The following is a 13,599-nucleotide window of genomic DNA, read 5'->3' as shown; positions in this document are numbered from 1 at the left end:
CGGCGGAACTTTGCCGCCTACTTGGCGGCGAAGTGCCACCAGGTGCCGCCGACAAAGACGGTGCCGGCGGCAAAGGCCAGGGCCAGTTCCAGCAGGATGCCCAGGCCCATCGCCTTCAGCGCCGCGTAGCTGGCCGACCAGGCCTCGGGCAGGCTGCGGCGGCGCAGGAACTCGCTCAGCAGCAGCCCCGCGGCGAACCCGACGATCAGCCCCACCACGGGGATAACGAACATCCCCACGACGCCCGCCACCACCCCGGCCAGGACTGAGGTATTGGGAACTTTGCGCTGCTTCAGGCGGCGGCCGGTCAGCACCGCGCTGGAAAGCAGGCCCGCCAGGGCCAGTGCGGCGCCCACGCCGAACGTCCACCATGCGGCGGTGCTCTGCAGCCCCAGGGCCCAGCCGAGCAGTGCGGCGATAATCAGGATGCTGCCCGGCAGGACCGGAATAACGATTCCGGTCAACCCCACGGCGATGGCCAGGGCAGCGATGACGGTGATGACAATGTCGGGGTCCATCCCCTCAGTCTTCCATCCGCCCGGTCTTCCGCCCGCCGGAGCTTCCACCGCCGGCCGGGCTCCGGGGGCGGAGCCAGCCTGATCCGAGACGCTCGGCACGGCAGTCGCCAAGCCGCACGAGTCGATACTAAGGTTGCTTATAGAGCGGTTACCCCTGCACCCAACAGCACCAGGAGAGACAAATGAGCACGGACTCAGGCAACAACGGCCGACCCGGAGCAGCCAACGGCTCCGAAAACGCCGGCAACCCGACGGCACCCGACGGCGGACGGCTGCGGGATCGCTCCGGCCGGATCCCGGCGGCCGACGAAACGCAGGTACTGCCGGCCGGCACGGATCCGTCCGGGACTTCTCCGGCCTCGGGGGCAACCGCTGCGGGAGCTTCCGCGCACCCGTCGGCCGGGCAGCCGAACCAGGGCGACGACGACGGCCGCACCCGGGCCATGCCCCTGAGCGCCACCAAAGACCCCAACTCGGACTATGACGCCACCGGCGGGTCCCATCCGGACAGCGACCGGCTGGACAGCGACCGGCTGGACAGCGACCGGGCGGCAGACAGCAGGGACGCCGGCCGCCGCACCGCCCTTCCGGGCAAAGCCAACCGCGAGGCACTGCTGGCACTGGAGAAGGAGCGGTTCGGCGGCATGAAGTTCGGAGCTGCCTTCTTCGGCTGGCTGACCGCCACCGGCATGGTGGTCCTCCTGTCGGCGCTGGCCGCCGCCATTGGTGCCGCCGTCGGCTTCTCCACCGACAATGACCTCGGCCAGTCCCTGGACCAGGCGATGGCCAACCAGAGCGCGGGGATCATCGGCACCGTCATCCTGCTGGTTATCCTCCTGCTGGCGTACTGCGCCGGCGGTTACGTGGCCGGCCGGATGGCCCGCTTCAACGGCCTGAAGCAGGGCCTGGCGGTCTGGCTGTGGGCCCTGATCGCCGGAGTGGTTGTGGTGGTGCTGGGACTGATCTTCGGCGACGACATCCGCAGCATCACCCAGCTGAACACCGTCGCACCGCTGCCCGAGGATCTTGACGGAGCCACTGCGGTGACCTGGATTGCGATCGCCGCCACGCTGGCCGCCACGCTTATTGGCGCCCTGATCGGCGGGCTGGCCGGCATGCGCTACCACCGCCGGATCGACCGCGCCGACTTCAGCGACGCTGACGCCCGCGGCTAGCAAAGCCTGACTCCGGAAGACAGAACGCCGGAAGACAGAACCGGCCCGCACCTTCGAAAGGTGCGGGCCGGTTCTGCGTTCCGGGCTTGTTCCAGCGGCCCCGTTACGGCGAGGGAGTGCCGCCGTTGACGTTCAGGGTCTCACCGATCACATAGCTGGATTCGGGAGACGCCAGGAACACGTAGGCCGGAGCCAGCTCGGTGGGCTGACCGGCCCGGCCCAGCGGGGTGTCCTTGCCGAACTCGGGCAGCTTGTCCTTGGGCTGACCGTCGGATACCTGCAGCGGCGTCCAGAACGGCCCCGGCGCCACGGCGTTGACGCGGATGCCCTTGGGGGCCAGCTGCTGGGCCAGGCCCTTGGTGAAGTTGTTGATGGCCGCCTTGGTGCTGGCGTAGTCCAGCAGGAACGGCGAGGGGTTGTAGGCCTGGATCGAGGTGGTGTTGATGATGCTTGATCCGGCCGGCAGGTGCGGCAGGGCAGCCTTCGTAATGCGGAAGAACGCGTAGATGTTCGTCTTGAACGTGTCATCCAGCTGCTCGTCGGAGAGGTCTTCAAGGTTGTCCACGGCAACCTGCTTGCCCGCGTTGTTCACCAGGATGTCGAGCCCGCCCAGGGCCTCGACGGCATCCGTCACCAACTGGGCACAGTAGGCGGCGTCGCGCACGTCGCCGGGCAGCGCCACGGCCTTGCGGCCGGCGGCCTCGACGAGGCGGACGATTTCCCGCGCGTCTTCCTCTTCCTCGGGCAGGTAAGCCAGCGCGACGTCGGCGCCTTCCCTGGCGTACGCAATGGCCACTGCCGCGCCGATGCCGGAGTCGGCACCGGTAATGAGGGCCTTGCGGCCTTCCAGCCGTCCGGTGCCGCGGTAGGACTCCTCGCCGCGGTCCGTCTTCGGCTCCAGGTCGGCATCCAGGCCGGGCTCGGACTGGTCCTGCTTCGGCGGAGTGATCACCGGGAAGCGGTCCACCGGGTTCTGGAAGGTGTACTGGTCGTTCGAGCTGCCGTTGGTCATAGAGTTTCCCACTTTCGGTAGGTCATTCTGCATGCGGTACGCGTCTTCCGCAGCGGACGTTCCACCGCCGCCGAAGTAAGCGTAAGTATGCTTAGTATCCTAGACCGATTGGACTTCCCGGCTCAAGTTCCACCCTCACCGGGCTTAGAACAGCATGTTGAGGAAGCCCACGCTGACGCTGCCCAGCAGCGCGATAATCAAGAGCCAGACAATGACGGTTCGGTACTTATTCATGGTTCGCATAGGCCTACGAGTCTACCCAGCCGCCGGGTGCCGCGTGCGGGTGGCGGCCAGCGCCGCTGCTGCGAAGAGCGCGGAAACACTCATGATCACCGCCAGCGGCAGCGCCGATTCCGCGCCCGCCAATCCCGTCAGCGGCGAAACCAGGGCTCCGACGAGGAACTGTCCCCCGCCCAGAACCGCAGATCCGCTTCCGGCGGCGAGTCCAACTTCGGCCAGGGCCAGGGCCGTGGTGTTGCCCATGACGAAGCCCACCGAGCTGGCCGCGAAAAAGATGGGCACGGCCAGCAGCAGGGGCGGTGCCGCGAAAACCGCCAGCGCCAGCACCGCCAGCGACATGCCGAGCAGGACGGCAACTGCGGCGGTAACGGTCGTCCGCGGCGGTACGCGCCGGGCCAGCCGGGCAGAGACGAACCCGGCGGACACCAGCCCCATGGCATTGATGCCGAACACTATCCCGTAAGCGGATGCCGAGAGTCCCATCAGGTTCTGATAGACAAACGGGGAGGCCGAAATGTAGCTCATGAGCACGCCGAAGGTGCTGGCAAACAGGACGGCGTAACCCAGGAATTTCCGGTTGCGCAGCACCGCGGAAACACCGGCCAGCACCGGTCCGCTGCTGCGGTGGCCGGGGGGCTGGGTTTCGGAAAGCACAAACACCACGCAGGCGAACATGACGAGGGCGAGCCCAGCCAGCACCCAGAGCACGCCGCGCCAGCCCAGGGATTCCGCCAGGAGCCCGCCCACCGTCGGAGCCACGACCGGCGCCACCCCGCCAATGGTCATGAGCAGGCTGAAGGTGCGGGCCGACGTCGCGCCCGTGGTGAGGTCGGCGACCATGGCGCGCGCGATGACCACACCGGCCGAAGCGCACAGGCCCTGGAGCAGCCGTCCGGCGATGAGGACAGCCAGCGTGGATGCCAGGGCGCAGATTGCGGAGGCCACGACAAAGCCTGCCGAGCCCAGCAGGAGGGGGCGGAAGCGGCCGTACCGGTCCGACAGCGGACCGAAAAACAGCTGGCCGGCTCCCATGCCGAGCAGGAACGCGGTGAGCGTCAACTGGACTCCGGTGGCCGACGCGCCAAGCTCATCGGTCATGACCGGAAAGGACGGGAGATAGAGGTCCGTCGCGAAGGGGCCCGTGGCCGAAAGCAGGGCCAAGACCAGCAGCAGGCCTGTTGTCATGGCGGTGGCCGGTCTGCGGCGATGAGCACGAAACATATGCACGATGCTACGGCCACCCTCCCCCGGCCTTTATCGCGGGGATGGATGAGCGGACGATGGAGGGAGCACGACGGGAAGCTGCCTCCGTCGCGCCCTGGATGAAATGCCCCGCGGAAGGAACGGACAGGCAATGAGCACAAATGATGAGGACCGCAAGCCCATTGTCGTGGGAGTCGATGGTTCCAAGCTCTCCCTTGAAGCGCTGTGGAAGGCCCGCCGGCTGGCCGCCGTGCTGGATAACCCGCTCCAGGTGGTCACCGTCTGGGGAACCAGCGTTTCACTGACTGCTCCCGTCGCCTCCGATACCTGGTCTCCGCAGGTGGAGGCCGAACAGGTGCTCAATCAGGCGCTGGCGGATGCCTTCGGGACCGACGTTCCGAAGGACCTGGTGAAGACGCCTTTGGCGGGAAGTCCGGTGCTGCTGCTGATAGAAGCCAGCCGGGGCGCGGAGATGCTGGTGGTTGGAAACCGTGGCCACGGTGGTTTTGCCGGGCTGCTGCTGGGCTCCGTCAGTTCGGTGCTGGCGGCCCATGCCCTCTGCCCGGTGCTCATCGTGCACCGCGGCGAGTCCGGTTAGCAGCAGTGAGCTAGCTGTCGGCGGTAGCCCGGCGCAGCATCACGACGGCCCCGGCGGAGGCAACCAGCATCAGGACCACGCCGATCAGGGAGGTGGTGGTGACGCCGGAGTCGAAGGCCGCACGGGCTGATTCCAGCAGCGCGGATGCCGAACCCTCGGGCAGCCGCTGGGCTGCCTCGACGGCGCCGCCGAGGGTTTCGGAGGCTGCAGCGGCGTCGGCGGGGGCCAGCCCCCCGGGCAGCACAACCCCGTTCCGGTAACCCGCGGTCAGGATGCTGCCCAGGACCGCGGTGCCCAGAACCGCACCCACCTCGTAGGCGGTCTCGGAGATTGCCGAGGCCGCTCCGGCCTTGGTGGGCGGCACGGAGGACAGAATCAGGTCATTGGAAATGGTCTCCGCAGCACCCACGCCAAGCCCCAGGACCATAAAGGCAACCATTAGTCCGCCGACGCCGCCGTCGCCTCCGGCGGCCAGGATGATGGTGTAGCCGACGGCGTTCAGGAGCAGTCCGCCGGCAATGATGTAGCCCGGGCGGATATGCCGGACCACCCGCACCACGGCCAGTCCGGCGATGATGGTCAGCAGCAGGCCCGGCAGCATGATCAGCCCCGCCTGCTGCGGAGACTTCTCCAGGACCAGCTGCAGGTGCTGGGAGAGGAAGAAGATGAACCCGACCAGCGAGAAGACACTGAGCAGATTGGCGCCGATCGAGCCGCTGAAGGTGGGGTTGCGGAAAAGCCGCACATCCAGCATGGGATGCAGGCGGCGCAGCTGGCGGCGGACGAAGAGCACGCCAAACATCAGCCCGACGGCGATCGGCAGCAGTGACTCGACGCCGACTCCCGACGTCGAGATCGCCTTGATGCCGTACACGACCGGGAACATGGCAGCCATGACCAGCAGCACGCTCCACAGGTCCACCGGCCCCGGGTGGGGGTCGCGGGATTCGGGCAGCAGGATCGGGCCGAGGACCAGCAGCGGAATGAGCACCGGCACGGAGAGCAGGAACACCGATCCCCACCAGAAGTGTTCCAGCAGCAGTCCGCCGACGATGGGGCCCAGCGCGGCGCCGCCGGAGAATCCGGCCGCCCAGACGGCAATGGCAATCCGCCGCTGGGACGGAACGGTGAAGATGTTCCGGATCAGGGACAGCGTGGCCGGCATCAGCATGGCACCGAAGAGTCCCAGCAGCGCGCGGGCACCGATCAGGGCCTCGGCGGAGGGCACGAAGGCGGCGGCAGCGGAAACCAGCCCGAAACCGGCGCCGCCGATCAGCAGCAGCCGGCGGCGGCCAATCCGGTCACCGAGGGCGCCCATGGGCACCAGCAGGCCGGCGAGGACCAGGGCGTAGATGTCCACGATCCACAGCAGTTCGGTGCCCGTGGGCGCGAGCGCGCGGGACAGCGACGGGATGGCGAAGCTCAGGACCGTGTTGTCGACGGAAATCAGCAGCACCGGCAGCATCAGCACTGCCAGACCCAGCCATTCACGCCGTCCGGCTCGTTGAATGGGGGATGCTTCCTGTACCGCGGGCACAGCTGTCTCCTTCGCAGGTTTGTCAGGGGAAAGTGGAGGGGTGGTGGCAGCGCCGGCAGGACTCACCGGCCGGCTACTGTACCGTCTAGACTGTACAGCATCGGATGGCGTAGCGTAAACGTATGCCTGAGCACATTTCCACCCGGGACCGCATCCTCTCCGCCTATGAGGAGTTGCTGATCAATGAAGGTCCCCGCGGCGCCACCATGGACGCCGTCGTTGCGCTGGCCGGTGTCTCCAAGGGCGGCCTGCTCTATCACTTCAAGAACAAGGAAGCCCTGGCCGCTGCCCTGATCGCCCGCCTCGAGGAACTGGCCGCCGCTGACATTGAGGCCATGGGCACCGACCCCGAGGGCCCGTCCCGGTACCTGGTGCGGGAATCCGTCTACGTGGACAGCGCCCTGGACCGCGCCTTGATCGGCGTCGTCCGGCTGGCGCAGGCCTCGGACCCGGAGGCATCGGCCATGCTGGAGCGGATTCACCGCAACTGGATGCAGCTGATCCTCGAGGAGGTCGGCAACCCGGCCATCGCCCGCGCCATCCTGCTGCTCGGGGACGGCCTGTATTACAACGAGGGGCTGGCCGGGGGCTGGCCCCGGGAGAAAGGCGCCGCCACCACCGAATCGGTGGCCGAACTGCTCGAGGTCGTGGAAGTCCTGAAGGCCCATGCGGCGTCCCTCCAGCACTCCCGCTGAGCCCTGTGCCACAGTAGGTGCCATGGAAATCAGCACAGCAGACCTCTACGACGAACACGGCGAGAACCTGGCGTCAGTGCCCCTGCAGTTCCAGGACCTGGGCGGCAGCCCGGGGTTCAGCGGCCCGGTCCGCACCATTCGCTGTCAAGAGGACAACGGGCTGGTCAAAAGCATCCTGAACTCGCCCGGCGACGGCGCGGTGCTGGTGGTCGACGGCGGCGGGTCGCTGCACACCGCGCTCATGGGCGACATGATCGCCGAGGCGGCCGTGGCCAACGGCTGGGCCGGCGTCGTCATCAACGGCGCGATCCGGGACCGTGCCGCCCTGGCAAAGCTGCCGCTGGGCGTGAAGGCACTGGGCTCGAATCCGCGCAAGAGTGCCAAGGAATCCGCGGGTGAAGTGGACGTCACGGTGACGTTTGGCGGCGTTGCGTTCCGCCCCGGCGCCGTGCTGTACGCCGACGCCGACGGCATCCTCGTCGAACGCTAAGGAGTTGCCGTGGCCAATGTCCTGCTGTTCCATCATGCCCAGGGCCTGACTCCCGGCATGGATGCCTTTGCCGACGTGCTGCGGGAGGCCGGGCACACCGTTACCGTTCCGGACCTGTTCGAGGGCCGCACGTTTGCCGGGCTCGACGCCGGCCTGGCCTATGCGCAGGAGCTCGGGCTTGAGGAGATCGAGGAGGCCGGGGTCCGGATTGCCGGCCGGTTTCCGCCCGGCATGGTCTACCTCGGATTTTCACTGGGCGTGCTGTGCGCGCAGCGGCTGGCGCAGACCCGGCCCGGCGCCCGCGGCGCGGTGCTGATCAGCGGCTGCGTCCCGCTCGGAGTCTTTGCCGATTCCTGGCCCGACGGCGTGCCCGTGCAGATCCACGGCATGGACGAGGACCCCGTCTTCACGAAGGAAGGCGACCTGGATGCGGCCGTGAACCTGGCGGAGTCAGCGGACGACGCCGAGCTGTTCCTCTATCCGGGCAGCTCACACCTGTTCGCCGACATCAGCCTGGACGACTACGACGAAACGGCAGCACCCGCACTCACGGCACGGGTGCTGGACTTTTTATCCCGGATCGAGGGCTAGGCGTTCCAGAGACCGTAGGAGTCCGCCAGCGAGGAGATCTTCTGCGCGCGGGCCAGTCGGGGCAGGTAGGAACCGTCACCCACGACGGCGCCGGCAGCGTGCGCCTCAAGCAGTTCGTGGGCCCAGAGGACCTCGGATTCGCTCGGCGAGAGGCCATGGTTGATGAAGTCGGCGGCGTCGGGCAGCAGGCAGAGCTTGCCGGTCATGCCCATGGACTGGGTGACCTTGCAGGCCTCCAGCAGCTTCTCGCCGAGGGCGCCCACCGTGGGGCCGTCGATCGGGCCGGGCAGCTGGCCGACGCGGGACGCGACCACCAGCTTGGAGCGGGCGTAGGCCAGCGCCATGGGATCGTCGGAGGCGCCGGTGTCGCGGCGGAAGTCGCCCACGCCGAAGGCCAGGCGGAAGGTGCCGGGGGCGGAAGCGATCGCCGTCGCATTCTCGATGCCCAGCGCGGATTCCACCAGGGCGAGCACCGGGGTGCCGGCCTGCAGGCGCATCGCGGTGTGGGTGACCTGCTCGGGCTTTTCCGTCATGGCGAGCATGACGCCGCGCAGGCCGGGGGCCTTGGACAGCGCCGCGAGGTCATCGGCCCAGTAATCGGTTTCGATGCCGTTGACGCGCACCCAGGCGGTCATGCCGGTGGACAGTGCTTCGACCACTCGTTCGCGGGCCTCGGCCTTGCCGGGCGCGGGGACGGCGTCTTCCATGTCGAACACCACGGAGTCCGCCTCGGACGCGAGCGCCGGCGCAAAGTTCGCTTCGTCGGCTGCCGATGCCAGGAGCCAGGAACGGGACAGTTTTGCGGGCAGCGACGCGGCGCGGCTGTTTCGAAAGGGGGCCATGGATAAGACACTACTTTCACGGCGGCGGTTCCCTTAAATGCCACGGCTGGATTGTGCCGACCATCACTTTTCCGGTGCGGGCAGGGGTGCCGGCCGGCCCCGCCCGGGGAGCCGGCGGTTAGGCTTCCCCGCGCCGCAGCAGCCGTCCGCGCGGAACCAGGCAGTCGACGTCGGCCCCGGCCAGGATGGTGCGGCGGACGACCCCGCTGAGCTCCCTGCCGGCATAGGGGGTGACGGGGTTCTTGTGCTGCAGGGCCGCCGGGTCCACGGTGAAAGTGTCCTCCGCCGCGAACACCGCCAAGTCGGCATCACGGCCCGGGGTGATGGCGCCCTTGCGGTGCAGGCCGGCCAGTTGTGCCGGCGCCGCTGACATCCAGTGCAGCACCCGCTCGAGGGGGACACCGCGGGTCTTGGCCTCGGTCCAGATCAGCGACAGCCCCAGCTGCAGGGAGGAGACGCCGCCCCAGGCCAGTCCGAAGTTTCCGCTGTCCAGGGCCTTCAGGTCCGGGGTGCTGGGCGAGTGGTCCGAGACGATGCAGTCGATGATCCCGTCCGCCAGGCCCTGCCAGAGCAGCTCCCGGTTCGCCTCCTCGCGGATCGGCGGGCAGCATTTGAAGGCGGTGGCGCCGTCGGGGATCTCCTCGGCGGTGAGCGTGAGGTAGTGCGGGCAGGTTTCCGCGGTGAGCCGTACGCCGTCGGCCTTGGCGCGGGCGATCCGCGGCAGCGCGTCGGCTGAGGACAGGTGCAGGATGTGTGCGCGGGCACCGGTGCGCCGGGCCGCCGCGATCACCTGGCCCACGGCGGTGTCCTCGGCGGCGCGCGGCCGGGAGGCGAGGAACCCGGCGTACCGTGGGCCGGCGGCTTCGGGAGCGGCACCGATGACGTCGGGGTTTTCGGCGTGCACGATCAGCAGCCCGTCGAAGGTCTTCAGCTCGGCCAGGTCCGTTTCCATCTCTGCCGGGGAAAGGTGCGGAAATTCGTCCACTCCGGAGGAGACCAGGAAGCACTTGAAGCCGAACACGCCGGCCTCGTGCAGGGGCCGCAGGTCCGCCGTGTTGCCCGGCACCGCGCCGCCCCAGAAACCGACGTCCACGAACGCCTGCGGCGCGGCGCAGGCCTGCTTGGCTTCCAGTGCCGCGACGCTCACGGTGGGCGGGATGCTGTTCAGCGGCATGTCGATCAGGGTGGTGACGCCGCCGGCCGCCGCGGCGCGGGTGGCGGAGTTGAAACCCTCCCATTCGGTGCGTCCCGGCTCATTCACATGGACGTGGGTGTCCACCAGGCCCGGAAGCAGGGTTTCGTCGTCGGCCAGTTTGATCAGCCGGTCGCCGTCGAGCCCGGCGCCCAGGGGCTCGACGGCGGTGATCACGCCGCCGCGGATGCCCACCTCGGCCGCGCGGAGGCCCGCCGGGGTGAGGACGGCACCGCCCCGGATCACCAGGTCATGGCGGTGCGCTTCGGTGCCCATCATTTGCCCCCGAGCAGGACCTGGCGGTTGACGTCCTTGTAGAGCAGGTAGCGGAAGTTGGAGGGCCCGCCGGCGTAGCAGGCCTGCGGGCAGAAGGCGCGCAGTGACATGTAGTCGCCCTCCTGCACCTCCACCCAGTCCTGGTTGAGCCGATAAACGGCCTTGCCCTCGAGCACGTAGAGCCCGTGTTCCATGACATGGGTTTCAGCGAAGGGAATCACCGCACCGGGCTCGAAGGTCACCACGTTCACGTGCATGTCGTAGGCGATGTCGTCCACCGGGATCATCCGGGTGGTCCGCCATTTGTTGTCGGTGCCGGGCATCGCCGCCGGTTCAAGGTCCGCTTCGTTGCCGAACACCGGTGCCGGAGAGTGCCCGGCCAGCGGCTGGTGGGCCTTGCGGATCCACTGGAACTTTGCGGGCGCCCCGCCGCCGTTGGAAACCTCCCAGCGGGCCTGCGGGGGCAGGTAGGCGAATCCGCCGGGGGCCAGCCGGTGCTCCCGGTGCTCCGGAAAGTCCAGGCCGTCAAGGGATATATCCAGCTCCCCTTCGAGCACAAACACGAAGGATTCCACCACGCCCGGTTCCGGCTCCGGGGTGCTCGAGCCGCCGCCGGGACCCACTTCCACCAGGTACTGGGCGAAGGTGGTGGCGCCGCCGGCCACCGGGCGGTTCAGGATCCAGGTGCGGGTGTTGGTCCAGCCGGGCAGCACGCTGACCACGATGTCACGCAGCACGCCGCGCGGGATCACCGTGTAGGCCTCGGTGACCACGGCGCGTGACGTGAGCAGCTCGGTCTGGGCCGGAAGCCCGGCATCGGGGGCGTAGTAGCGGGGGGCGTCGCGATCGGGCGTGTTCACTTAGCGGACCTTCTCTGTGGAAGCGGGAGTGGCGTGGGGATGGGCGAGGGCGGCCAGTTCGGCACCATTTAGGCCGGTGTCCCTGGCGACCTCGTCCCCGGTCAGGGCTCCGCAGAGCAGCCCGCGGTGGACAAAGCGGGCCAGCGCACGGGCGGTGGCCGGTTCGTCGAGCACGCTGCCGGGGCGCTGCTGCACGTAGTTGCACAGGCGGGCGGCGGCGTCGTCGAACCCCTTCCGATAGAAGGAGTAGGTGGCGAGGTAGCGGGTGGGCAGCTGGGCCGGATGCAGGTCCCAGCCCTGATAGAAGCCGCGTTCCAGGGAACGGAGCACCAGCCGGGCGTGCAGCTGCCAGGCCGAGCGGACCTCTGCCGGGCTGCCCAGGGGCAGGATGTTCGTGGACCCGTCGGAGAGCCGGACGCCGGTGCCCGCCGCTGCCACCTGCAGCACTGCCTTGGCGTAATCGGCGGCCGGGTGCTCCATGGACTGCTGCGCGGGAGCGATCTGCAGGGCGTCACTGTAGTCGTAGGTGCCGTAGTGCAGGCCCGAAACCCGGCCCTTGGCGCGGTGGATCAGCGGCGCCACCGGCACGGTGCCGTTGGCGGCGAGAATCAGCTGCGGAGTTTCCACCTGCACCTCAAACCGCAGGCGCCCGGGGGGAAGCCCGTGCGCTTCCTCCAACCGTTCGCAGGTGTAGGCCATGGCCTCCACCTGGTCCACGGTGGAGACCTTGGGCAGGGTCAGCACCAGGCCATTGGGAAGCGGGCCGGCGTCGAGCAGCCCGGCCAGGAACAGGTCCAGGGTCCGCACCCCGCGGGCGCGGGTGGCCGCTTCGAAGGATTTGAACCGGATGCCAACAAACGGCGGAGCGGTTCCGGCGCGCATGGCCCCGGCCACGGCGGCGGCGGCGGAAACGGCGTCGGCGTCCTCCTCCGCCTCCGGCCGCAGGCCGTAGCCGTCCTCGAAGTCCAGGCGCAGGTCTTCAACGGGTTCGGTGTGCAGCTTTGCTTCCACCAGGGGCACGACGGCGGCCGCGAGGTCGGCGCCCAGGCCGATCAGGGCAGCCAGTGCCGGCAGCCCGCCGTCGTCGTTCGCCGCCGCCAGACCGGCCGTGCCCCAGTCGGAGGGCAGGCCGGGCCGGCAGCGGTCGGCGGGCAGGTAGACGGTGTGCACCGGCTGCCGGGTGCCGGCGTCGCCGGGATACGCGGCGGCCAGCAGCCGGTCGGTGTCCGCCAGGGCGGCGTCCAGGCGGAGCAGGTGCTCGTCCCCCAGAACGGGGGACGGCTGGGAGCCGGAGCTGTGAATCATCAACAGAATCCGCCGATGGTGTCCCAGATCGGGGAATCCTGCCGGGCGCCTTCGCGCAGGACCGATGCCTCGATCAGCCCGTAGGGCCGGTCAGCGGCAAAAAAGACCTCTTGGGGATTGTCCAGGCCGAAGGGAGCCAGATCCACCAGGAAGTGGTGGTTGTTCGGCAGGGACAGCCGGACCTCCTCGATCTCCGGATGGGCTTCAAGCACCGCCCTGCCCATTTCGAACATGGTCTGCTGCAGGGCCAGCGAGTGGGTGTTCGCGAAGGCTTCCAGCAGCAGGTTCCGCACCGAGGCGTAGGTCGTGTTGAAGTCCGCGACGCCGGATCCGGTGCCCGCGGCGTAGCGCCACTTCGCCGTGACGTCGGTGGCGAGGACGCGGTCGGTGGTCTCCGCGAGGGTGGTGAAGCGGTCCCGCGGGAAGCCGTGGAACTCGGAGCCGGTGGATTTCAGGACGGTCAGGCCGCTGATGCCGGAAACCAGGTGCAGCTGTCCCCCGACCGAAAGCAGCACCGCGGTGCGGACTTCCGACTTGTCCTTGGCGAAGGCATGGTCGTGGTTGTTGATCCGGTTCCAGAAGTACTGCTCCGCCGCCCAGCGCCCGCCGGTGACCCAGTCGAAGCCGGAGGTGAAATGCCGGGCCAGCCGCATCAGGAACTCTTCGGGCGAGCCCACGCCGTCGCGGGCGAAGGCATAGATGGTGTTTTTCTGCGTGTCGGTGGCCACCACCCGTGAGTTGTTTCCCTGGGTGTGGGCGGCCTCGAAATCACCGTGCAGCTGGGAGGTGATGCTGAGGTCCTCCAAATGGTGCCGGGCCGTGTCGCGGCTGACCTTGACCAGCCGGACCTCGGCCTTGCCGTACTGGTTGCGGCCCAGGACAATCTTCGGTCCGGAGCCGGCGCCCGGATTGCCGTCCTGAGGATTGCCGTCAGGCGGGTTGCCGGCCCGGGGATTGCCGTCAGGCGGGTTGCCGTCCAAGGTGTCCCCCAAGGTGTTACCCAAGCTGTTCCCGGTGATGTCCCCCGTGCTGTCCCCTGTCGGGGCGTGCGTCGCTTCTGTCATG

General features: G+C 68.7%; 14 protein-coding genes. 5 read left to right on the top strand and 9 right to left on the bottom strand.

The features are described 5' to 3' along the window. Positions 1 to 17 precede the first annotated feature (17 nt). A complete protein-coding gene (locus QNO00_RS11110) occupies positions 18 to 518 on the bottom strand; it encodes a DUF456 domain-containing protein (RefSeq protein ID WP_229966304.1) in 501 nt (166 codons plus the stop codon). Positions 519 to 700: 182 nt separating this feature from the next. On the opposite strand from QNO00_RS11110, the gene QNO00_RS11105 reads away from it, so the two are divergent. Continuing rightward, complete coding sequence (locus QNO00_RS11105; protein WP_284024555.1) at positions 701 to 1,693, top strand: hypothetical protein; 993 nt, start codon at positions 701 to 703, stop codon at positions 1,691 to 1,693. A gap of 103 nt (positions 1,694 to 1,796) precedes the next feature. Here QNO00_RS11105 and QNO00_RS11100 read toward each other — a convergent pair whose 3' ends face one another. Continuing rightward, positions 1,797 to 2,705 (bottom strand): SDR family oxidoreductase, encoded by a 909-nt coding sequence (locus QNO00_RS11100; protein WP_284024554.1) that lies wholly within the window; start codon positions 2,703 to 2,705, stop codon positions 1,797 to 1,799. A 255-nt stretch (positions 2,706 to 2,960) separates the two neighbouring features. Further along, on the bottom strand, positions 2,961 to 4,130 hold the full coding sequence (locus tag QNO00_RS11095; RefSeq protein ID WP_284024553.1) for a multidrug effflux MFS transporter: 1,170 nt from the start codon (positions 4,128 to 4,130) through the stop codon (positions 2,961 to 2,963). Positions 4,131 to 4,299: 169 nt separating this feature from the next. Between QNO00_RS11095 and QNO00_RS11090 the strand changes: the two genes are divergently transcribed. Next, a complete protein-coding gene (locus QNO00_RS11090; RefSeq protein WP_284024552.1) occupies positions 4,300 to 4,746 on the top strand; it encodes a universal stress protein in 447 nt (148 codons plus the stop codon). Between the two features lie 10 nt (positions 4,747 to 4,756). Here the strand turns inward: QNO00_RS11090 and QNO00_RS11085 are convergent, their stop codons facing one another. Continuing rightward, positions 4,757 to 6,283 carry an MFS transporter gene (locus QNO00_RS11085; RefSeq protein WP_284024551.1) on the bottom strand — a complete coding sequence of 509 codons (1,527 nt, stop codon included), beginning with the start codon at positions 6,281 to 6,283 and terminating at the stop codon, positions 4,757 to 4,759. Positions 6,284 to 6,405: 122 nt separating this feature from the next. Between QNO00_RS11085 and QNO00_RS11080 the strand changes: the two genes are divergently transcribed. The 3 genes from QNO00_RS11080 to QNO00_RS11070 are packed head-to-tail and all read left to right on the top strand — an operon-like array spanning position 6,406 to position 8,059. Continuing rightward, positions 6,406 to 6,978 (top strand): TetR/AcrR family transcriptional regulator, encoded by a 573-nt coding sequence (locus QNO00_RS11080; RefSeq protein WP_229966310.1) that lies wholly within the window; start codon positions 6,406 to 6,408, stop codon positions 6,976 to 6,978. A gap of 22 nt (positions 6,979 to 7,000) precedes the next feature. Further along, entirely contained in the window at positions 7,001 to 7,468 is a 468-nt protein-coding gene (gene rraA / locus QNO00_RS11075) for a ribonuclease E activity regulator RraA (protein ID WP_284024550.1), read from the top strand. A 9-nt stretch (positions 7,469 to 7,477) separates the two neighbouring features. Further along, on the top strand, positions 7,478 to 8,059 hold the full coding sequence (locus tag QNO00_RS11070; RefSeq protein WP_284024549.1) for a dienelactone hydrolase family protein: 582 nt from the start codon (positions 7,478 to 7,480) through the stop codon (positions 8,057 to 8,059). On the opposite strand, the gene QNO00_RS11065 is transcribed toward QNO00_RS11070, so the two are convergent. From QNO00_RS11065 to pucL, 5 genes are all read right to left on the bottom strand, one after another. Then, complete coding sequence (locus QNO00_RS11065; RefSeq protein WP_229966313.1) at positions 8,056 to 8,901, bottom strand: HpcH/HpaI aldolase/citrate lyase family protein; 846 nt, start codon at positions 8,899 to 8,901, stop codon at positions 8,056 to 8,058. The two genes, QNO00_RS11070 and QNO00_RS11065, sit on opposite strands and share 4 nt — an antisense overlap. A gap of 118 nt (positions 8,902 to 9,019) precedes the next feature. Next, entirely contained in the window at positions 9,020 to 10,369 is a 1,350-nt protein-coding gene (allB, locus tag QNO00_RS11060; protein WP_284024589.1) for an allantoinase AllB, read from the bottom strand. Further along, the gene (locus tag QNO00_RS11055) at positions 10,369 to 11,229 is read right to left on the bottom strand and encodes a bifunctional allantoicase/(S)-ureidoglycine aminohydrolase (protein ID WP_284024548.1); all 861 of its coding nucleotides are present in this window, start codon (positions 11,227 to 11,229) and stop codon (positions 10,369 to 10,371) included. Before QNO00_RS11055 ends, allB begins: the two co-directional genes overlap by 1 nt. Further along, positions 11,230 to 12,534: a DUF6986 family protein gene (locus tag QNO00_RS11050; RefSeq protein ID WP_284024547.1), complete on the bottom strand. Its 1,305-nt coding sequence runs from the start codon at positions 12,532 to 12,534 to the stop codon at positions 11,230 to 11,232. It abuts the gene before it with no gap. Next, positions 12,534 to 13,598, bottom strand: coding sequence for a factor-independent urate hydroxylase (pucL, locus tag QNO00_RS11045; RefSeq protein ID WP_284024546.1), 1,065 nt, complete (start codon positions 13,596 to 13,598; stop codon positions 12,534 to 12,536). Before pucL ends, QNO00_RS11050 begins: the two co-directional genes overlap by 1 nt. Position 13,599 lies beyond the last annotated feature (1 nt).

Source organism: Arthrobacter sp. zg-Y1219 (assembly GCF_030125545.1).
Taxonomy (GTDB): Bacteria; Actinomycetota; Actinomycetes; order Actinomycetales; family Micrococcaceae; genus Arthrobacter_B.
Note: the sequence above shows the minus strand (reverse complement) of the source record. Positions and strands in the feature narration are given on the sequence as shown.

What these genes read in the sequence shown, in the direction of transcription:
- QNO00_RS11065 (WP_229966313.1), bottom strand. Translation starts at nt 8,901, where the DNA reads ATGGCCCCCTTTCGAAACAGCCGCGCCGCGTCGCTGCCCGCAAAACTG.
- QNO00_RS11095 (WP_284024553.1), bottom strand. Translation starts at nt 4,130, where the DNA reads ATGACAACAGGCCTGCTGCTGGTCTTGGCCCTGCTTTCGGCCACGGGC.
- QNO00_RS11105 (WP_284024555.1), top strand. Translation starts at nt 701, where the DNA reads ATGAGCACGGACTCAGGCAACAACGGCCGACCCGGAGCAGCCAACGGC.
- QNO00_RS11050 (WP_284024547.1), bottom strand. Translation starts at nt 12,534, where the DNA reads ATGATTCACAGCTCCGGCTCCCAGCCGTCCCCCGTTCTGGGGGACGAG.
- allB (WP_284024589.1), bottom strand. Translation starts at nt 10,369, where the DNA reads ATGGGCACCGAAGCGCACCGCCATGACCTGGTGATCCGGGGCGGTGCC.
- pucL (WP_284024546.1), bottom strand. Translation starts at nt 13,598, where the DNA reads ATGACAGAAGCGACGCACGCCCCGACAGGGGACAGCACGGGGGACATC.
- QNO00_RS11110 (WP_229966304.1), bottom strand. Translation starts at nt 518, where the DNA reads ATGGACCCCGACATTGTCATCACCGTCATCGCTGCCCTGGCCATCGCC.
- QNO00_RS11080 (WP_229966310.1), top strand. Translation starts at nt 6,406, where the DNA reads ATGCCTGAGCACATTTCCACCCGGGACCGCATCCTCTCCGCCTATGAG.
- QNO00_RS11090 (WP_284024552.1), top strand. Translation starts at nt 4,300, where the DNA reads ATGAGCACAAATGATGAGGACCGCAAGCCCATTGTCGTGGGAGTCGAT.
- QNO00_RS11100 (WP_284024554.1), bottom strand. Translation starts at nt 2,705, where the DNA reads ATGACCAACGGCAGCTCGAACGACCAGTACACCTTCCAGAACCCGGTG.
- rraA (WP_284024550.1), top strand. Translation starts at nt 7,001, where the DNA reads ATGGAAATCAGCACAGCAGACCTCTACGACGAACACGGCGAGAACCTG.